The 20,157-nt window shown below is 71.8% G+C and carries 14 protein-coding genes; 4 read left to right on the forward strand and 10 right to left on the reverse strand.

Going from position 1 to position 20,157, the window contains the following annotated elements; translation table 11 throughout:
* The first annotated feature begins 279 nt into the window (after positions 1-279).
* Positions 280-510, forward strand: coding sequence for a hypothetical protein (locus tag ACFWXC_RS10920; RefSeq protein WP_351326738.1), 231 nt, complete (start codon positions 280-282; stop codon positions 508-510).
* Positions 511-612: 102 nt separating this feature from the next.
* Here the strand turns inward: ACFWXC_RS10920 and ACFWXC_RS10925 are convergent, their stop codons facing one another.
* The 7 genes from ACFWXC_RS10925 to ACFWXC_RS10955 all read right to left on the reverse strand — a co-directional run bounded on the left by ACFWXC_RS10925 (position 613) and on the right by ACFWXC_RS10955 (position 12,574).
* Positions 613-1,479, reverse strand: coding sequence for a serine protease (locus tag ACFWXC_RS10925; RefSeq protein WP_384476418.1), 867 nt, complete (start codon positions 1,477-1,479; stop codon positions 613-615).
* Between the two features lie 121 nt (positions 1,480-1,600).
* On the reverse strand, positions 1,601-3,154 hold the full coding sequence (locus tag ACFWXC_RS10930; protein ID WP_384476420.1) for an RNA polymerase sigma factor: 1,554 nt from the start codon (positions 3,152-3,154) through the stop codon (positions 1,601-1,603).
* A 498-nt stretch (positions 3,155-3,652) separates the two neighbouring features.
* Positions 3,653-4,540, reverse strand: coding sequence for a FadR/GntR family transcriptional regulator (locus tag ACFWXC_RS10935; RefSeq protein WP_351728463.1), 888 nt, complete (start codon positions 4,538-4,540; stop codon positions 3,653-3,655).
* A 162-nt stretch (positions 4,541-4,702) separates the two neighbouring features.
* Positions 4,703-7,597 carry an ATP-binding cassette domain-containing protein gene (locus ACFWXC_RS10940; protein WP_384476424.1) on the reverse strand — a complete coding sequence of 965 codons (2,895 nt, stop codon included), beginning with the start codon at positions 7,595-7,597 and terminating at the stop codon, positions 4,703-4,705.
* Positions 7,598-7,677: 80 nt separating this feature from the next.
* Positions 7,678-8,436 carry an NUDIX domain-containing protein gene (locus tag ACFWXC_RS10945; protein ID WP_384476427.1) on the reverse strand — a complete coding sequence of 253 codons (759 nt, stop codon included), beginning with the start codon at positions 8,434-8,436 and terminating at the stop codon, positions 7,678-7,680.
* 167 nt (positions 8,437-8,603) lie between these two features.
* Positions 8,604-10,715, reverse strand: a complete 2,112-nt coding sequence (locus ACFWXC_RS10950) for a glycogen debranching N-terminal domain-containing protein (protein ID WP_384476430.1) — start codon at positions 10,713-10,715, stop codon at positions 8,604-8,606.
* A gap of 359 nt (positions 10,716-11,074) precedes the next feature.
* Complete coding sequence (locus tag ACFWXC_RS10955; protein WP_384476433.1) at positions 11,075-12,574, reverse strand: DUF4192 domain-containing protein; 1,500 nt, start codon at positions 12,572-12,574, stop codon at positions 11,075-11,077.
* Positions 12,575-12,703: 129 nt separating this feature from the next.
* Here ACFWXC_RS10955 and ACFWXC_RS10960 point away from each other — a divergent pair, with 129 nt between their 5' ends.
* Entirely contained in the window at positions 12,704-14,869 is a 2,166-nt protein-coding gene (locus tag ACFWXC_RS10960; protein ID WP_384476436.1) for a RecQ family ATP-dependent DNA helicase, read from the forward strand.
* A 285-nt stretch (positions 14,870-15,154) separates the two neighbouring features.
* Positions 15,155-15,775 (forward strand): hypothetical protein, encoded by a 621-nt coding sequence (locus tag ACFWXC_RS10965; protein WP_384476439.1) that lies wholly within the window; start codon positions 15,155-15,157, stop codon positions 15,773-15,775.
* 306 nt (positions 15,776-16,081) lie between these two features.
* On the opposite strand, the gene ACFWXC_RS10970 is transcribed toward ACFWXC_RS10965, so the two are convergent.
* The 3 genes from ACFWXC_RS10970 to ACFWXC_RS10980 all read right to left on the reverse strand — a co-directional run bounded on the left by ACFWXC_RS10970 (position 16,082) and on the right by ACFWXC_RS10980 (position 18,187).
* Positions 16,082-16,708, reverse strand: a complete 627-nt coding sequence (locus ACFWXC_RS10970) for a hypothetical protein (RefSeq protein ID WP_384476441.1) — start codon at positions 16,706-16,708, stop codon at positions 16,082-16,084.
* 68 nt (positions 16,709-16,776) lie between these two features.
* Positions 16,777-17,478: a ribonuclease HII gene (locus ACFWXC_RS10975; RefSeq protein ID WP_384476444.1), complete on the reverse strand. Its 702-nt coding sequence runs from the start codon at positions 17,476-17,478 to the stop codon at positions 16,777-16,779.
* Between the two features lie 82 nt (positions 17,479-17,560).
* Positions 17,561-18,187 (reverse strand): TetR/AcrR family transcriptional regulator, encoded by a 627-nt coding sequence (locus ACFWXC_RS10980; RefSeq protein ID WP_384476447.1) that lies wholly within the window; start codon positions 18,185-18,187, stop codon positions 17,561-17,563.
* 189 nt (positions 18,188-18,376) lie between these two features.
* Between ACFWXC_RS10980 and ACFWXC_RS10985 the strand changes: the two genes are divergently transcribed.
* Positions 18,377-19,924 (forward strand): MFS transporter, encoded by a 1,548-nt coding sequence (locus tag ACFWXC_RS10985; RefSeq protein WP_384476450.1) that lies wholly within the window; start codon positions 18,377-18,379, stop codon positions 19,922-19,924.
* The last annotated feature ends 233 nt before the right edge of the window (positions 19,925-20,157 follow it).

Genomic DNA, 20,157 nt, shown 5'->3' on the forward strand with positions numbered 1-20,157 from the left:
GAGTGAAGTACATATCACGTTCCCTTCGAGGCATGAACCATTTAGGCTCCGGGCACGTCCTCACAAACAACCGGCAACCCGGCCGGGAGGATGAGACCGATGAACCGCGCGAACCCGTAAGCACCGAAGACGACGCAATACGGCACATTCGCCGCCAACCGGCAGCAGACGGCCACCTCGAAAGATTTTTTTCGAGGAGAAGCCCCGAGCGGGAACGTTTTCGGGCTGGTTGGATGTTGACCCTGGTACGACAGCTCGTCGAGCTAGAGAAGAGGCGACGTGACTACTGTTCTGACCCCCGCGAGCCACCTGACGGCCGCCGATCGCTGCGACCGCTGCGGCGCCCAGGCATACCTGCGCGTCGTGCTGCTCAGCGGCGGAGAACTGCTCTTCTGCGCCCACCACGGTCGCAAGTTCGAGCCGGAACTCAAGAAGATCGCCGCTGAGATACAGGACGAGACGGAGCGGCTGACGTCCGTTCCGAACACCGCCTCCGAAGATGAGCGCTGACCTCTCGCACACACGACGAGCCAGCTCCGGCCCACCCGGGTGAAGGGGGGTTCGCTCCCTCGGAGGGAGCGACCGCCCGTCGTCATGTACCCGCGAGGGCCCTCAGGAGGGCCCCTGAGGCCGCCGTGAGCCGCCGAAGGCACCACCCGGCCCCAGCGCCCGCACGACCTCGGAGACGCGCGTGTAGACGCCGGGACTCCCCGGACGCCCGCAGCCGCTGCCCCACGACACGAGCCCGATCAGCCGCCCCCCGGCGACCAGCGGTCCCCCGCTGTCGCCCTGGCAGGCGTCGGGGCCACCCAGGGCCTCCCCGGCACACACCATGGAGTCCGCCCGGTAGGTGCCGTCGGCGCCGCCGGGATAGGCCCGCTCGCACGCCTCGTCGGGCAGCACATGGACTTGCGCGGCGTACAGCCGGCGCGCGTAGTCGCCGCCGCCCGTGATGTCGCCCCATCCGGAGACCAGGGCACCGGTGCCGGTCCGGTAGGCGGTGTCGCCCTCAGCGGCCATCTTCACGACGGCGTCGGCCGGCAGGGGCTTGGCGAGGGTGAGGATGGCGAAGTCGCCGGTGTTCGCATCGGCGTCGTAACGCGGATTGACCCGGGCGAGGGTCACCGGGATCTCCTGGCCCTGCGTCGAGAGCAGATCCGTGCGGCCCGCGATGACCTTGAGGTCGTGCACCCGGTCGGCGGGCCCCCCGATCACCTCGTCGGCCAGGCAGTGGGCCGCGGTCAGCACCGTGGTCCGGCCGATCGCCACGCCGCCGCAGAACTGGCCGGCCCGTGTACCCCCGAACCGGTCACGGCTGGACAGCGCGACCGTCCAGGGAGTCTGGGAGACGTCGACGGGGAACCCGCCGACGACAACGCTGTCGGCGGCTGCCGGAGGCGGGCCGGCCAGCGGTATCACGGCGGCGACGGCCGCCAGGATCAGCGGTCGGATCAGGACCGGGGCAAAAGGACGGCGCATGCACACTCCTCACTCTGGGTGGTACCAGGACACCCAGAGTCATCCAGTGCATCGCGACCCGCAGCCCGAAGGCCCGGCTCCCCCGTGGGGAGCCGGGCCTTCGCCGTCGTATGGGCGCGACCTAGTCGAGGTAGTCGCGCAGCACCTGGGAACGCGAGGGGTGGCGCAGCTTCGACATGGTCTTGGACTCGATCTGGCGGATCCGCTCGCGCGTGACGCCGTAGACCTTGCCGATCTCGTCGAGGGTCTTCGGCTGGCCGTCGGTGAGACCGAACCGCATGGAGACGACACCGGCCTCGCGCTCGGACAGGGTGTCCAGTACCGAGTGCAGCTGCTCCTGGAGGAGCGTGAAGCTGACGGCGTCGGCGGGGACGACAGCCTCGGAGTCCTCGATGAGGTCACCGAACTCGCTGTCACCGTCCTCACCCAGCGGGGTGTGCAGGGAGATGGGCTCACGGCCGTACTTCTGGACCTCGATGACCTTCTCGGGGGTCATGTCGAGTTCCTTGGCCAGCTCCTCCGGGGTGGGCTCGCGGCCCAGGTCCTGGAGCATCTGGCGCTGCACGCGCGCGAGCTTGTTGATGACCTCGACCATGTGCACCGGGATACGGATGGTGCGGGCCTGGTCGGCCATGGCGCGGGTGATCGCCTGACGGATCCACCAGGTGGCGTACGTGGAGAACTTGTAGCCCTTGGTGTAGTCGAACTTCTCGACCGCGCGGATCAGACCGAGGTTGCCCTCCTGGATGAGGTCCAGGAACAGCATGCCGCGGCCGGTGTAGCGCTTGGCCAGGGAGACCACCAGACGGAGGTTGGCCTCCAGGAGGTGGTTCTTGGCGCGGCGGCCGTCCTCGGCGATGATCTCCAGCTCGCGCTTGAGCTTCGGGGCGAGCTTGTCGGCGTTGGCCAGCTTGTCCTCGGCGAACAGACCGGCCTCGATGCGCTTGGCGAGCTCGACCTCCTGCTCGGCGTTGAGCAGCGGGACCTTGCCGATCTGCTTGAGGTAGTCCTTGACCGGGTCTGCGGTGGCACCGGCGGCGGCGACCTGCTGCGCCGGCGCGTCGTCCTCGTCCTCGTCGGACAGGACGAAGCCCGCACTCTCGGTGCCCTCGGGCTCCTCGGTGCCCGCCTTGCCCTCCTCGAGGACCTCTTCCTCGAGAAGCTCGGCGTCGTCCTTCTTGGCGGCGGTCTTCTTCGCCGGCACCGTCTTCTTCGCGGCGGTCGCGGTCTTCTTCGCGGCCGCCTTCTTGGCGGTGGGGGCGGCCTTCTTGGCAGCGGCCTTCTTGGCGGCCGCCGTCTCGTCGGTCGGATCGTCGGCTACGACGGGGGGCACGGCCGGGGCGGCCGTGGCGGTGGCCTTCCTGGTCGTCACCGTCTTCGCCGCGACCGTCTTGGTGGCGGTGCGCTTGGCCGGACTCTTCGCTGCGACGCTCTTTCGGGTGCGCTTGGGCTCCGCGGCACTGACCATCAGCGTCACACCCTCTTCCTCAAGGATCTGGTTGAGGCTGCGCAGTACGTTCTTCCACTGAGTGGCCGGAATCTGGTCAGCTTCGAAGGCCCGACGCACATCGTCGCCGGCGATCTGCCCCTCAGCCTTTCCCCGCTCAATGAGAGCCATGACAGAGACGGACTCGGCGATCTCCGGCGGGAGCGTACGGGATGTGCTGGCCGACACGAACAACCTCTCGGAACGTTGGAAAACGGCTTCCGGCCCCGTCCTGGACGGACTGGAGCCGACCGCCGGCTTGGGGATGGGCCGACGGAACGGGCGGGGGCCGGGAAGATACACAGCGCCATGAATGGCGTCCGTATTCCCTCCGCGGCAGTCACCTCTTAGGTCATCGCGTTGTTCGCAAGAGCGTTACGCCCAATCTACGTGGCCCGAGTCACACCCCGTAAGCGCTCAAAAACGGTCAGACATGGGCAGAGGTTGTCGCCGATGATCCCTTCGGGCCGTTCCGACGGCAGCGGGTGCACCGTAGGACCGCCACAGAGCCTGCCATACACCGCTCGACCGTCGCGGTGTTGTCATACGACCGCTGCCCACCCGTCCCGCCGCGCCGGACCCCGCCGGAGCCCTGAGGGCGCCGGCGGGGTCCGGCGGAAGCGGGGTCCGGGGTCGGCGGCGCCCCAAGAACGCGGAACCGACCGAGCACACCGCTCTCGATGTGGGTCAGTGCTCACGCGGGGCGGGTACCACGCGCTCGACCTCGGGGTGGACGGTGAGCAGTTGACGCATGGCCGACTCGGCCGCCGCGCCGTCGCCCGTGCCGAGCGCGTCGACGATCCGCGCGTGCTGGGCCAGGGACGTCTCGTTCGGCCGCTCACAGCCGGTGACCGGGCCGCCCGAGACCTGGAGGGCCGACGACACGATGCCGGAGAGGTGCTCCAGCATGCGGTTGCCCGCGATCTGGATGAGCATCGAGTGGAACTCGGCGTCCGCGCGCGAGAACGTCAGCGCGTCGCCCTGCGCCATCGCGTGGCTCATGATCTCGACCATGTCGGACAGGCGCTGCTGGACGTCCTCGCGCCCGTGCCCGGCGGCGAGCCGAGCGGCGAGTGGCTCGATCGTCCAGCGCAGCTCGCTGAGCTCACGGCGCTGGTCGTCGCGCTGCGGCCCGAAGGCCCGCCACTCGATGATGTCGGGGTCGAGGAGGTTCCAGTCGCTGACGGGACGCACGCGCGTGCCGACGTTCGGGCGGGCACTGACCAGGCCCTTGGCCTCCAGGACCCGAAGGGACTCACGGACGACGGTGCGGGAGACCTCGAAACGCTGGCCGATCTCCTCGGGCACCAGCGGGCGGTCCGCGCCCAGGTCGCCGGAGACGATCATCTGACCCAGCTGCTGGACGAGTTGACCGTGCAGTCCGCGGCCGCGGCTGCCCGCGGCACGTCGTCCCACACGGCCCAGCTCCGGGTCCGGGCCCTCCCAGGAGGGCGCCCCGACACGATCGTTGACGGGGGCATCCACGTACGGGTAGCGGTCGAGTTCGCCCGGGCCGACCAGACCAGAGTCTGCGGAGCGGGCGGCGGTCATCATGGTGTGCGCAAGGGTACTCACGGATCCTTTGTCGGCGCTGCCTCCAACTCCCTTGAGGTCTTTGGTGAAAAGCACACGAAAGGGTGATCGCTCACCCCATCGCAATTGACGCCTTATCGGAAAGAAATGGCCTTTCTGCGGGGAGTTGTGCCCACGGGAGGATCGGAAGCGCCCGGTCCGTGGTCATCGGAGCCTGGTGCGCAGGGTGGTGAACAGGTACGCGCAGAGCAGCGCGGTCAGCGACAACGCCAGTGCCCCGCCCACGGGTTGGGCCAGTACCCGGGCCGCTGCGACCAGATAGCGCTCGCCCCCGAAGGGCCACTGCAGCAGCAACATCTCCCGCATCCGCATCGGGAGTCCGGCGGCCATCCGCACACCCGACCCTTGCAGCGCCTTGTGTACGACGGGCACGACGAGTACGGGTACGGCGAGCACCGCGGCGAGACCGGCCGTGGTGGACCGGAAGACACCCGCCGCCAGCACACCGGCCCAGGCGCAGCCGACGATCAGTCCGAACCAACTCGCGGTCATCGGAAGCCAGTCGGCGGGAACCTTCGCGAGTTCCCGGCCGTAGACGAGATAGAGCATTTCGGCGTCGCAGCCCAGGGTGAGGAACGAGAGCAGCACGGCGGTGGCTCCGGAGACCACGAGCTTCGCGGTGAGCAGCCCCAGCCTGCGGGGCACGGTGCCGCGGTCCGCCGCCAGCGCGGGGTGGCGGAACTCGTCTCCGAAGGCCAGCGCCCCGAGCAGCCCCGCGCCGAGCGCTGCGGGGGGCAGCGGCAGCTCCCGCGGCCAGGCGGCGAACAGCCGGGCCTGCGGAGTGTGCCCGAGCCTGGCGAGCAGCACGGCGATGAGGGCGGACACCGCCAGGACAGCACCGCAGGTGACAAAGCCGGCACCGATCCCGGCGGCCCGGCGGAGCTCGTAGCGCAGGGGGCGGAGGGGGCTGGGGGCAGAGCGGACAGCGATGGCGGGTGGGAGCGGGGAGGAGTCGTGCAGGGCGCCGGCCCTCGCCGACCGCGCAGGACCGGCCAGAGGCGGGGTGGGGTCACCACCGGCTGTCGGGGGTTCGCCGGACCGGGGCGTCGGCTTCGGCTGCCTGGCGGAGAGCTTGGCCGTGGGGGCTTGGCCGGGCTGCGGCGGTTGCTCTTTGACGGAGAGCTGGGTGGTCGGGGCTTCGCCGGGTACGGCGGGGGTCGGTGGCTGGGAACAGGCAGCGGGGGTGGTTGGGGCTTCGCCGGGTACCGCGGAGCCCGGCGGCTGGGAGGAGGCAGCGGGAGTGGAGGGATCGCCCGGCACGGGGTGGGGCGGTGGCTGGGTGGATACGGCGGGGGTCTGCGGTTGGTCGGATGCGGCAGCGGCCTGCGGCCGGGCGGATGAGGTGGCCGCCGGCGTCTGGACGGATGCGGCGGTGGCCGACGCCTGGGCCGAGGGGGCGGTTGCCGACGGGTGAGCGGAAGCAGCGCCAACGGGTGGCCGGACGGATGCGGTGACCACTGGCGAGTGAGCGGAGGAGGCAGCGGCCGACGGCTGAGCAGGGGCGGGGGCGGACGATGAGTGAGCCGAGGCGACGCCGGCCGGTGGGCGAGCGGACGCGGCGGCCGAGGGCTGGGCGGAGCCGGAAGTGGAGGGCGGCTGGGCGGGCACGGTGGCGGACATCGGGTCCGGGGAGGTGGCGCGGGTCGGCGGCTCGGACGCTGTTGCCGGGGCCGGAGACTGCAAGGACGCGGTGGCGGCCGACGACGGCCGGGCAGTTACGGAGGCGCCTGCCGACTGGGGCGAGCGCCCGACGGCCGGGGTCTCGGTGGCCAGGGCGCTGCCGGACGGTTCCGCGTGCGGAGATCTAGGCGCGACCGCCGGGCCGTCGGCGAGTGCCCCGGTGGCCGCGGACGGCTCCTGTCCAGCCGTGACGGAGGACTCCGCTGCGCCCGACGACGGATCCGGGACCGGCTCCTCGTCGGCGGTGCGTGCCTGACTCGCCGGCCTCGGTCCGGCCGATGTCCGTGGCTGTGGGGTGACCGGAGAACCGCCCGTGTCCCGGCGCCGATCGGCGCCGGGCGTGTCCCGTCGCTCCGTGGTCGGCGCCTCGTCGGCCGTCCGAGCCCCGTCCACGGCAGCCGGCTCGCTCGCGCCCCGCTGCCGTCGTTCGGCCTCCGGTCCAGCCTCCGGTACGGCCTCCGTCGGCGGCTCGGCTCCGGCGCCCGCTCCCATGTCGCCGACCTCGTCGGCGAGTTGGTGGACGAGGATGCCGTGACGGAACGCGGTCTCGCCGACCTCGGCCGTGGTGCTGCCGTACACCGACAGGCGGTTGCCGCCTTCGCTGACGACCTCCACTGAGCGATGGGTCGTGCGGGCCTCCTTGGTGAGGAGGGCGGCGAGCCGGGCGGCGTGGGGGCTGCGGACGGCCACACGTGGGCGCAGCCGGGTGCGGGCGAAGTCGGTGGCCTCCTGGTCCGCGACGAGCCTGCCGGCCTCCAGGGTGACCACCCGGTCGGCGGCGCGAGCGGCCTCCTTGGAGTCGGAGGTGGTGAACAGGACCGTGCCGCCCTGTGCGGCGTGGGCCCTGAGCATGCGGTGCAGCCAGTGACCCTCGCGGGTGGAGAGACCGTGCGCGGGTTCGTCCAGGACGAGGGTGTGTGGATCGGGGAGGAGGGCGCAGGCGAGGCCCAGCCGGCGGTCCACGCCGCGCGACAGCGTGCCCAGGCGCTCCTCGCGGAGGCTGACGAGTCCGACGGCTTCGAGCACTTCGTCGGCACGCCGGACCGGGACTCCGGTCGCGGCGCACAGCATGCGCAGATGGCCGCGGACGGAGCGGGCCGGGTGACCGGGGACGTCGCCGAGGAGGACGCCGACCTCACGCGAGGGGTGGGCGATGCGATGCAGGGGGCGGCCCCTGAAGTAAGTCAGTCCACGGCCCTGTTGGAGTTCGAGCATCAGTCTGAGCGCCGTGGTCTTGCCCGCGCCTTCCTCACCCAGGAGTGCGGTGACGCGGCCCGCGCACGCTTCGAAGGTCACGTCGTCGACGGCGGGCGGGTGCGCCTTGCGGGGATTGCTGGTCAGTCCGAAGGCCTCGATCACCTTAGGGAAGATAGCGCGGAATGACCGTTTTTCCAGGTATAGAAGGGTTTAACCTCGGCGGGATTCGCGCTGTCGGAGGGTCAGACCTCCGGTCGCAGCATCGGCGGGTTGAGCAGAGTCGCGCCGCCGGCGCGGAAAAGCTGGGCCGGACGGCCGCCCTGACGGGTGGTCGTGCCGCCGGTGGGGACGAGGAAGCCGGGGGTGCCGGTCACCTTGCGGTGGAAGTTGCGCGGGTCGAGCGCCACGCCCCACACCGCCTCGTAGACACGGCGCAGCTCACCGACCGTGAACTCGGGCGTGCAGAACGCGGTGGCCAGGGACGAATACTCGATCTTGGAGCGGGCGCGCTCCACCCCGTCGGACAGAATCTGGGCATGGTCGAAGGCGAGCGGCGCGACGGGCTCGCCGTCCCGGCCGTAGCCGCCCTGCGCGAGCAGTTCCTCGACCGGCGCCCAGCGCGCGTTGCTGGCGTCGCCGCCCGCACGGGGTGCGGGGAGGTCGGGGGCGAGGGCGAGGTGGGCGACGCTGACCACACGCATCCGGGGGTCGCGCTTGGGGTCACCGTAGGTCGCCAGCTGTTCCAGGTGGGCTCCGCCGTCCTGGGCGGGTGCGTCGAGGTCGTGAGCGCGCAGGCCGGTCTCCTCCGCGAGTTCCCGCGCCGCCGCCTGCGAGAGATCCTCGTCGGCCCGTACGAAGCCACCCGGCAGCGCCCAGCGCCCCTGGAAGGGCTGCTCCCCTCTGCGTACCGCCAGCGCGCACAGGGCGTGGCGGCGCACAGTCAGCACGACCAGGTCCACGGTGACGGCGAAGGGCGGAAAGGCTGACGGGTCGTAGGGCATGCGGTGATCATAGTCGTCTGCCTGACGATAAACACTCCCTTCGTCGCTCGCTTCGACGACTGATCCACTTCGCTCAGGTATACGCCTCACGGTTCGTTCCGGCAGGCGTCCGAGGTCCGGCCACCCGTTCGCCGTGGCGGTCACGTCCGGCAAGGTCGCCCAAGGGGTCACGCCCCCAGCTGAAGGCCGTCCGCGGCCTCCTCGACCATGGCCAGGCCAAGTCGGCTGACCCGTATCGAGAAGGGGGCGCCGGCCACCCGCAGGCCGGTCAGGCTGAGTTCGCCGAGGGGCGCGCTGTGGACGGGCCGGAGGGTGACCGTCCCGGCGGGGGCGTCGGGGCGGATGCCGGCGAGCGTGGTGAGGAGCAGCACCCCGGAAGCGGCCGCCGTGGCCGCCGGACGGCAGGCCGCGGGATGCGGAAGGGGGGCGCTCCCGTCGGTGCGCTGCTCACCGCCGAACATCTCGGGCAGCCGGTGGCCGAAGTGCTCGGCCGCCGCCAGCAGGCCGCGCAGCAGCCCGCCCGCCTCCTTCTCGTAGCCCGCGGCGGCCAGCCCGGCGACGGCGAGAGCCGTCTCCTGGACCCGGACGGCCCCGGCCCGATGGCCGAACGGATTGTGTCCTGCCTCCTTGGCCCCCAGTCCACGCAGCCCCCACCCCGAGTCCAGGGCCGGCCCCCCGAGCAACCGGGCGAGCTGCTCGGTCTGCACCTTGTCGAGCAGGCCGACGGCCGGTCTGCCGGCACCGAGCAGCCCGGTGTCGAGCAGGTGGACGGCGGCGGAGCCGAGGTGGGTCAGGGGGCGGCCGTCCGGGGTCAGTGCCGCCGTCGGATGGCCGCCGCCTCTGTCCTCGGTCCAGAAGTCCGCCTGGAACGCCTTCCTCAGCTCTCCCGCCCACTGCCACAGCCCGGCGCCGCCGGGCCGGTCGTACGCGTCGAGGAGGTCGGCGCCGAGCACCGCGGCCCGGTGGGCGTGGGCCTGGGTCTCACTGCGCGCGGGGCCGCCGGGCTGCGGGTCGCAGAGGTAGGTGTGGTCGCCCACCGTGGTGCGCAGCCAGGCCAGGCAGCGCTCGGCCACGGGCAGCAGCTCCCGCGTCTCCTGCTCCGGGAGCCCCCACCGGCGGGCCTCCGCCAGCAGGACGGGGAAGAGCAGGGTGGCCTCCGTACCCGTGCAGCCCGGTGGCAGATGTGCTCCGGCGTCGCGGCGCGGGCCGGGGATCATGCCGGCCTGCGGTCCCGGGCCGCGGAGTTGGGTGCGAGCCAGGGTGCGCAGCGTGCCGGCGGCGAGGCGGGTGCCGAGGGGCAGGGTCATCCGGGCGGCGGCAAGTGCCTCGGCCGGGGCCAGACCACAGCGCCAGGGCGCCCCGGCCGCGAGGTAGGTGTCGGAGGGGTGCGCCGGGTCGCGGAGCAGCAGCGCCTGAAGATCCTCGATGCTGGTCCTGAGCAGCGCCCCGGCTCTCGGATCGTCGCCCGCGGCCCTGGCCGGCGCCAGTGGACTCGTGGCCGCGCGTCCCACGGCGCGCAGGGGACCCGCGCCGTCCGGACGCACCCGCAGTTCCACGCTCGCCGTCCCGCCCGGGGGCAGTTCGAACTCCCAGCGCAGCAGTCCCGCGGAGGCCAGCGCGTCGGCGGGTGGCGGGTCCGCCGTGACCGACGAGTTGCCGGTGCGGGTGGTCCAGCGCAGGCCGGAGTCGTGCACGCTGGGCAGGAGTTCGGGGCCGGGGCTGCCGGAGGCGATGGCACTCAGTTCCGCGAGGTCGGTACCTAGGGCCACCTCCAGCGGCAGGCGCAGGGGGTGACGCGCCGAGCTGTACAGGGTGATGCGCTCGGTGCCCTCGGCGTGACGGGTCCGTTCCACGACGACGTCCGGATCCGGGCCCGCGGCCGGCGAGGCCCGCAGGGTGCCCACGAAGCGGACGGAGTCCGACCCCGCCATCCGCGCCTGCACGGGGAGCGGTTCGCGGCCGGCGACACGGACCTGGCAGCGCGCGAGCAGCCGCCGGCCCGCCCGGTAGAACCCCTCCAGGCCGCGACCGGTCAACTGGCCCTGCTCCGTCGAGATGGCGAGGCCGGGCAGCGCGACGCAGATCAGGGCGGTGTGCGTGGGCGGCAGCCCGCCGACGTGCCACGGGCCCTGGGCGCCCGGAGCCGGTCGTGGGGGCGTGGGCCGGGTTGTGCGGGTGCGCGACCGTTCCGCGACGCCCTCGGCCGGCGGGAGCCAGGGTGGACCGTCCCGGAGTCGGTGGTTGTCGTCGGCGGTGGAGGGCGGAGTCGGCTGATGCATGGGGAGGCTCCTTCTGCGCTCTGTGCGCCCTGGCCGTGCGGGCGCCGGACGGAGGGCTCCGGAGGGACCGGGGACGGGCGACGGCACGGCCCGTCCAGGCGTTCCGCCACTCAGGTGAACGGAGGAGGGCTCCTCCTGGTCACGCCCCCGCCCGTCGAACCCGATCGGGCGACGGTGCGGAGAGACGTCGTTCGGTCCGGACGGCCTGTGCTCTCGGACACCGAAGACCGACCGGCCGATAGGACGCCGGCCGACGGACGAGCGGCCGCGGCACCGCGTGCGTCCGACGAGGTTGCGTGTCCAGCGGCGGACGGCACCGACCCACGCCTGTCCGTATGCCACCCTTGGCCGGTCCTCGTTCATTCGTCCCCCTCGCCACGGCCTTTCCCGGTGCGTGTGTCCTCGCGCGCGGCCCGGCCGCCTCGGGTGTCACTCTTCTCCGCCGCGCGTGTGCGCGTGCCGTCGCCCGGCCTGGACGAACCGGGGCGGGTTCGGGTGCGACCCGCGCCCGTCGGTCGCGGACGGGTGCCCGTCGGCCGTGGCCGCCGCAGGTCGGGCCCGCCTTCGGTGCCCGGATGGTGGCGATCTCGGGTTTCGGCGGCGGCGTTCGGTTCGTGGCCGGCGACCGGCTCGACCGGAGTGGTGTCGCCGACGGCTTCCGTGCTGTCCGCCGGCTCGCGCACCGCGCGTTCCGTACGCAGGCAGCGGCGGATCGACTCCGGGTCCAGGCCCTCGTTGCAGGCCTGGTGCAGCAGGCGGGCGAAGAGGTATTCGGGGTCCGCGCCCAGGGCCATCGCCAGGGCCTCCCGCGCTTCCAGGTCATCGCCGGTCGACCAGGCGACCCAGCCGGCCAGCGTCAGGGGAGCGGCTGCGTGTTCGCCGTACGGGCCGACGCAGCGGCGGGCGAGGGCTCGCCACAGGCGCAGAGCCGGTCCGCCCTCGTCGCCCTCCATCCAGGCGGCCGCTCGGTCGCGGGTCGTGCGGTCCTGCAGTCCGAGGATCAGCATCGCGGCCTCGTCGTGGGCGAGCAGGGCGTCGTCGCGGAGGTCCGCCTGGTGGATGCCGGACACCGGGATGGCCACGGCGTACCGGCTCATGATCCGCTCGGCGAGGGCGAGTGTCTCCTCGGCCACCTCCGCGCGGGAGGCGTCGTGGAGGATGCGGGGCACCAGTGCCATTCCGGCGCGGTCCAGGGCGATCTCCTGTTCCAGCGCGGCGCCGGTCTCCCGGGGCTGCAGCCTGGCCCGCAGCTCGCGCAGGGTGCCGCGCACCTGGATCCCGGCGTAGGTGGCGGCGGCCGCGAGCACGGAGGTACCGGGCAGGCCCATGGGGGCACCGTCGGGAGGACAGCACTCATCGGCCGGGCAGCAGTAGGACCAGAAGCGGCCCTCCGAGACACAGAGAGCCTCGATCACCGGCACGTCGAGGCGGCCGCACTCGGTGCGCAGGAGGTGGGCCAGCGGGGCGAGCCGGTGCATGACGTCCCGGCCCGATTCGCCGGGCGCGGGTTCCTGGCAGACGTAGGCGACCATCTGCTCGGGGCGGGTTCCGCGGCGCTCGCTGCCCGTCATCAGGCCCTGCGCCAGTTGGCATGCCGCCGATTCCCAGTCGTCCTTGTTCGCGGGGATCCCGAGCCGGGCCCGTCCGCCGAAGCGTCCGCGGCCGCCCCGGTCGTGCAGGGCCACCAGCACCATGCTGTCCTCGGGGCGGTACCCGAGCAGATAGGGCAGCGCGTCGGCCAGTTCGGCCGGGGTGCGCAGGGTGATCTGGTTGTCGTGGGCGGATCGGCCGAGGGGCCCCGCAGCTCCCGTGATGTCGCCGTTTTCGGAGGGTCCGGTGGTTTCGCTGTGATTCGTCATGCGCCGACGATCTCGCGGATCTCAGGATTCCGGTTTGCCTGTGGATAAGTCGAATCAGGGACACGCCAAAGCCGTCTCGCTCGTCCACAGCCCGCCCGGCTGTCGGTCCGGTCCTGTTGTATGGGACGCATGGAGCACACGAGCAACGCGGAACTCCGGGCAAGGGCGGACGCCGTCCTCGCCCGTCTCGTCGGCGACGACACGGGCACGGCCCGGTTGCGCGAGGACCAGTGGCGGGCGATCGAGGCGCTGGTCGCCGACCGGCGACGAGCCCTGGTCGTCCAGCGCACGGGCTGGGGCAAGTCCGCGGTGTATTTCGTGGCGACCTCGCTGCTGCGGGCCGCGGGCAGCGGCCCGACGGTCATCGTCTCCCCGCTGCTCGCGCTCATGCGCAACCAGGTGGGCGCCGCGGCCCGGGCCGGCATCCACGCCCGCACCATCAACTCCTCCAACACCGAGGACTGGGAGGCGATCCAGGCGGAGATCGCAGCCGGTGAGGTCGACGTCCTCCTGGTGTCCCCGGAACGTCTCAACAACCCCGACTTCCGTGACGAGGTCCTGCCCAAGCTGGCCGCGGCGACCGGACTGCTCGTCGTGGACGAGGCCCACTGCATCTCCGACTGGGGCCATGACTTCCGTCCGGACTACCGGCGGCTGCGCACCATGCTCGCCGACCTGCCGCCGGGTGTGCCGGTGCTGGCGACCACCGCCACGGCCAACGCGCGCGTGACCGCCGATGTGGCCGAGCAGCTCGGCACCGGTGGCAGCTCGGACGCCCTGGTGCTGCGCGGTCCACTGGACCGGGAGAGCCTGAGCCTCGGTGTGCTGCGGCTGCCGGACGCCGCGCACCGGATGGCGTGGCTCGCGGATCACCTGGACGAACTGCCGGGTTCCGGCATCGTCTACACGCTCACCGTGGCCGCCGCCGAGGAGGTCACCGCCTTCCTGCGGCAGCGTGGGTACGCCGTGGCGTCGTACACGGGGAAGACGGAGAACGCCGACCGGCAGCAGGCCGAGGACGATCTGATCGGCAACCGGGTCAAGGCGCTGATCGCCACCTCGGCCCTCGGCATGGGCTTCGACAAGCCCGACCTCGGGTTCGTGGTGCACCTGGGCTCGCCCTCCTCCCCCATCGCCTACTACCAGCAGGTGGGCCGCGCGGGGCGCGGTGTCGAGCACGCCGAGGTACTGCTGCTGCCGGGCAGGGAGGACGAGGCGATCTGGGACTACTTCGCCTCGCTCGCCTTCCCGTCGGAGGATCTGGTGCGCCGCACCCTGGACGTCCTCTCCCAGGCCGGCGGCCCCATGTCGCTGCCCGCGCTGGAGCCGCTGGTGGAACTGCGCCGCTCCCGGCTGGAGACGATGCTGAAGGTTCTCGACGTGGACGGCGCCGTCAAGCGGGTCAAGGGCGGGTGGATCGCGACCGGACAGCCGTGGACGTACGACGCGGAGCGGTACGAGTGGGTGGCGCGGCAGCGCGCGGCCGAGCAGCAGGCGATGCGCGAGTACGCGGCCACGACGGACTGCCGGATGGAGTTCCTGCAGCGCCAGCTCGACGACGAGGGAGCCAAGCCCTGCGGCCGCTGCGACAACTGCGCCCGGCCGCGCTTCACGGCGGACACCTCCACGGCCGCACTGGACGCGGCACGGGTCGACCTCGGCCGCGCGGGCGTCGAGGTGGAGCCCCGCAAGATGTGGCCGACCGGCCTGCCGGCCATCGGCATCGACCTCAAGGGACGCATTCCGGCCGGTGAACAGGCATCGGCGGGGCGTGCCCTGGGGCGGTTGTCGGACATCGGCTGGGGCAACCGGCTACGGCCGCTGCTCGCGCCCCAGGCTCCGGACACGGCCGTGCCGGACGACGTCGCCCGCGCGGTGGTGGAGGTGCTGGCCGACTGGGCGAAGGGCCCCGGCGGATGGGCCGCGGGCGCAGCCGACGCGCAGCCGCGCCCGGTGGGTGTCGTCACGGTCGCCTCGCGCTCCAGGCCCTGGCTGATCGACTCCCTGGGCGCCCGTATCGCGGAGATCGGCAGACTGCCCCTGCTGGGTTCCGTGGAGTACGCGGGCGAGGCACCGCACGTCTCACGCAGCAACAGCGCCCAGCGTCTGAAGGCCCTCGACGGATCGCTGACCGTGCCGCCCGCCCTCGCCAGCGCGCTCGCCGCGGCACAGGGTCCGGTTCTGCTGGTGGACGACTTCACCGAGACCGGCTGGACGCTGGCGGTCGCGACGCGCATGCTGCGGAGGTCCGGGGCGCGCGGGGTGTTGCCGCTGGTCCTGGCCGTTCAGGGCTGATAGACCCGATGCTGTTCGAATACGGCACCGGGTGCGACGCACTCACGTGCCGGACTCGAACGTCCCAGGGTCCTCCGATGCCTCACCGGGTAGGGATATAAGCCACGCACCACCAGATAACAGTCGGTGGCCCCATTTGCTCGTTGCCGCATTCAAGTTCGACAGGAAGAATTGAAGTCCGCTCCCCGCACGGTTCGTCCGTGATCCGGTTGGGCCTTACTGCGGTGCGCGCTCCCCTGAATCCGATCTCGCCCGCTGTGTGGGCGCGTAGCCGAAGGGAGGAACGTGACCTTCGGATTCGCTCCGTCCTCGGCGGCATCGCTGTCGACTTCCGCGTCCGCCGCTTCCGCCAGCCGTCTGCTCGAGCCCGCGGAGTGGGCCGATGCCGGAATACCGCTGCTCCGGAACCCCCGTGAGGTCGTCAGCGGGTTGCACGCCCGGCACCGCCCCAAGCCGGCGACGGCGATCGTGGCCGTCCTCGACCCGGAGGAACGGCTCTGCGCGAGCGCCTCGTTCACCCGGCGCTCTGCCCAGGCGGACGGCTGGATGTTCCGCAACGCGCTGCTGGCCCAGTTGCGCCGGGTCATCCCGCACGACCTGCGCCGCCGCACTCCGGTGCGGACCGCCGTACTGCTCTACTGCCGCGAGGGGGACGCGCGTTGGACGGAGGAGGACGGCGCCTGGATGTGGGGGCTGCGGGACGCCTGCACTCTGCACGGGTTGCGCTGCGGGGCGTACATCACGCTGACCCACGACGGCTGGCAGGTGCTCGGCGAGGGCCGCGGCGGGCGGCGCCCGAACGCCGACTCGCCTCCCGAACCCCTCGCCCTGTCCGAGGCCGCGCCCCTGTCACCGCGCACCGGAGGCGCCGCCTCCGAACTACTGCGCCGCGCGGCCGCCCGCTGAAGCCGGCCCCCCGCGCGGGGGCACCGGCCGAGCACGCACCACCGGGCACGGCACGCTGAAGCATGCCGCACGGCGTGCTCAGCGGGGTCGCTCTCCGTGCCCCGGGCCGCGCAGGACGTCCCGTCGTCCGGTCACGAGACAGACCCGGCCGGGTGCCCAGGCTCGGATCCTCCGTCCGCCGAACGGCCGCGCACCGACGGTCGGTACCCCTCGCCCAGCATCCGGGCATGCCGCAGGCACCACCGTGCGGATCCGTCGCTGCGGCTCCTTCGGTACCTCCGGAACCCCGGAGGCGCCGGAGGTGGCTCAGACTCCGGCGCCCAGCACCGAGTTGATCCGCTGCGGGTCGCCGCAGACGATCAGCAGGGCACCGGCCCGGGAAAGGGCCAGCGGCAGGGCGGTGGAGGCGACGGAGTCGGAACCGCCGTTGACGGCGACCACGACCACAGGGCGGGTCGCGGCACGGGTGGCGACGGCGGCGTCCGTGTAGAAGACGTCGTCGCCCGCGTCGTGCTGCGCCCAGTAGGAGGCTTCGCCGAAGGACAGCTCGTGGTCGGCCCACGGATGCTGCGCACCGGTGGTGATCACCAGCACGTCACCGGGGGCACGACCCGATTCGAGAAGCAGGTCCACTGCCTCCTCGGCCGAGTCGAGAGCGCTCTCGACCGAAGCCGGGATCAGCTGGATCTGCGGGGCCGCCGCTGCCGCGGCGGGCACGGCCGGGCCGGACTGGCCTGGCTTGGCCACGTCACGCGGCGTGCGCTGTACCGGCGGCGTGGGCCGCGGAGGGCCGGGACGACCGGGACGCGACGGAGCCGCGGGGCGGGGGCCGGGTACGGGACGGGGGGTCGGCGCGGTACGGCCACTGGCCGGAGTGGCGCGGGGACCCTGGGCACTCTCGTGAATCTGAGGCTCCTCGGGAATGAGAGGCATGAGCTGATATCTATCAAACGTTGGTGCAGGTCACGTGAACTGGGTGGCACAACAGTGCGACTGGAACGTCAGAAGTCGAAGCCGAGCTGACCCTCGATCTCCGGAACGCTTCCCTCCGCCCAGCTGCGGACCTTCTTGAGGTGCTGCCACTGGGGCAGCGCATCAAGATACGCCCACGACAACCGGTGGTACGGGGTGGGGCCCCGCTCCTCCAGTGCGGCCTTGTGCACGGGTGACGGATACCCGGCGTTGTCCGCAAATCCGAAGTCTGCATGGTCGATACCCAGTTCGGCCATCATTTTGTCGCGCTGAACCTTGGCGATCACCGAGGCCGCCGCGACGGCCACACACGATCGGTCACCCTTGATGACCGTGCGCACCTGCCACGGGGCACCGAGGTAGTTGTGCTTCCCGTCGAGGATGACCGCGTCGGGGCGGACCGGGAGGGCCTCCAGGGCACGGACCGCGGCCAGCCGCAGTGCGGCCGTCATGCCGAGGCTGTCGATCTCCTCCGGCGAGGCATGGCCCAGGGCGTAGGCCGTGACCCATGTCCGCAGCGTCTCGGCAAGTTCCGTACGGCGCTTGACGGTCAGCAGCTTGGAGTCGGTGAGGCCGTCGGGCGGCCGGCGAAGACCGGTGACCGCGGCGCACACAGTGACGGGCCCGGCCCAGGCACCGCGCCCCACCTCGTCGACACCGGCAATGACCTTCGCTCCGGTCGTGGCGCGGAGGGAGCGCTCGACGGTGTGAGTAGGCGGTTCGTACGGCATAGCGCCCTTAGGGTACGCCGCGCCGATCCCCGAGCGACACCCCGGCTCCCCCGGCAGGAGGGCGGGCCGCCGGAGCGGTGGATCAGGCTCCGTGCGACAGCAGCAGCGGAAGCATGTAGTGGTCGATCATCCGCTCGACCTCCTGGTCATTCCATTCGCTTCCAGAAATCTTGTTGCGGTACATCATCATCGCCGGAATGGCGTCGAGGACATAGTCGTTGGCCGCATCGGCACGCACCTCCCCCCGCTCTATGCCACGGGTGACGATCTCACCGATCAGCTTGGTGGTCGGCCCCACGACCCCGTCGAAGATCACGCCATGGAAGCGCTCGACCTGTGTCGGATCGCATTCGTGAATCACCGACCGCAGTGCGAAGCCAGGGCGCGAGAACATCGCGTCCCGGGCCTGCCGGCACAGTGCCAGCAGGTCTTCGCGCACACTTCCGAGGTCGGGGGCCTCCTCCAAACGTGGCAGACCGGCCTGCAGCGCGTCGGCGACCAGATCCTCCTTCGAGGGCCAGCGCCGGTAGACCGCCGCCTTTCCCGTCTGCGCACCGGCGGCGACGCCCTCCATGGTGAGGCCGTTCCAGCCGACGGTGCTGAGCTGCTCCAAGGCGGCGTCCAGGATCGCGCGTTCAAGGACCGCACCGCGCCGACGAGGGGAGGCCGCCGCCTGAGGAGGGGCGGCAGTCCAGCGCGAGGTAACCATCTGAGTTTCTCCAGCGAGCGAGGGGAAGCGGGGATTCCGGAGCGGGGAAGGTGCGGCGCGCGACGACAAAGGGGGACGCGGCACGCGACGCGCAGTTAAGTGAACGCTTGCGTTCTCTACCGAGGACTCACTACCGTTGACGCGACAGTGAACGCGAGCGTTCACTAACACCTCCGTGGGGGATCCATAGTGACAACCTCTCAACTGATACCTGGTCAGAAACCTGGTGCGGCCCGCCGGCAGGGGCGCCCTGGCATCGCACTCACCGTGATTGCCGCCTGCCAGCTCATGGTCGTACTTGACGCGACGATTGTGAACATCGCGCTCCCGCACATTCAAGACGCGCTCAAGTTCAGCACCACGGACCTCACCTGGGTGGTCAGCGCCTACACGCTCACCTTCGGGGGTCTGCTGCTGCTCGGTGCGCGAGCCGGTGACATCCTCGGCCGGCGCCGGGTGTTCATGACCGGCATCCTGCTGTTCACCTTCGCCTCGCTCCTCGGCGGTCTCGCCCAGGAACCCTGGCAGCTGCTGGCCGCCCGCGCCCTCCAGGGCATGGGTGGCGCGATCGCGTCGCCGACCTCGCTGGCACTGATCACCACGACCTTCCCGGAAGGCCCGGAGCGCAACCGGGCGTTCGGCGTGTTCGCCGCCGTCTCCGCGGGTGGCGGTGCCATCGGTCTGCTGGCCGGCGGCATGCTCACCGACTGGCTCGACTGGCGTTGGGTGTTCTTCGTCAATGTGCCGATCGGTCTGCTGATCGTCGCCCTCACCCCGCAGTACATCAACGAGTCCGAACGGCATCCCGGCCGGTTCGACATCGCGGGCGCGCTGACCTCCACGCTGGGCATGGTCTCCTTGGTGTACGGCTTCATCCGGGCTTCGGAGGAGGGCTGGCGCGACGCTCTGACCCTCGGGTCCTTCGGCGCCGCGGTGGTGCTTCTGCTGGCCTTCGTCTTCATCGAGACCCGGGCGAAGGAGCCCATCACCCCGCTGCGGATGTTCGCCGACCGCAATCGCTCCGGCACCTACGTGATCATGCTGAGCCTGGCAGCGGCGATGTTCGGCATGTTCTTCTACATCGTGCTGTTCGTGCAGAACGTGCTGGGCTACAGCCCGATCCGGGCAGGTCTGGCCTTCCTGCCCGTGACGGTGGCCATCGCCGCCGGCGCCGGGCTGTCGCAGCGGTTCCTGCCCGCCCTGGGCCCGAAGCCGTTCATGATGACCGGCTCCGCGCTCGTGGTCGTCGGCCTCACCTGGCAGACGTTCATCAAACCCGACAGCTCGTATCTCGGCGGGGTGCTGGGGCCCATGCTGATCTTCGGCTTCGGCATGGGTCTGAACTTCGTGACCGCGACCGTCACCGCGGTCTCCGGGGTCGCCCAGCGCGAGGCCGGAGCCGCCTCCGGGCTGCTCAACGCCATGCAGCAGGTCGGCGGTTCGCTGGGCCTGTCGATCCTGACCACGGTCTTCGGCTCGGCCAGCAAGGACGAGGCGAAGAAGCAGCTGCCGAAGTTCCTCGCCGACGGTTCGCCGGAGCAGAAGGCGGAGTTCGCCAAGTCCCACCAGTTGCCCGCGCCCTGGGGACACGAGGTGCTCGCGCACGGAATCTCGACCGCGTTCGTCCCCGCCGCCGTCATGGCCGGGCTCGGTCTGCTCACCGCCTGGCTGGTGATCAAGGTCCGCAAGAGCGACCTCGAAGCCCTCGCCGGGACGGCCGGTCCCGGACTGGGCTGAACCCACCGGGTCCGCGCGAAGCCGCGGATGGCCGGACCGCCGCCAGGGGACAGACGGCAGGGGCAGAGGTCCGGCCATCCGCACCACGGCCGACAGCGCCGCGAACACCACCAGAACAGCCACTGCGACCCACACCGCCGGCACCCTCCCCTCGACTCCGCTTCCAGCTCCGCCGTCCGCCCTCGGACGGAGCGCGGAGCGGATGCCGGGAAAACGCCCGACGGTCACGGAGA

Source organism: Streptomyces sp. NPDC058683 (assembly GCF_042716195.1).
Taxonomy (GTDB): Bacteria; Actinomycetota; Actinomycetes; order Streptomycetales; family Streptomycetaceae; genus Streptomyces.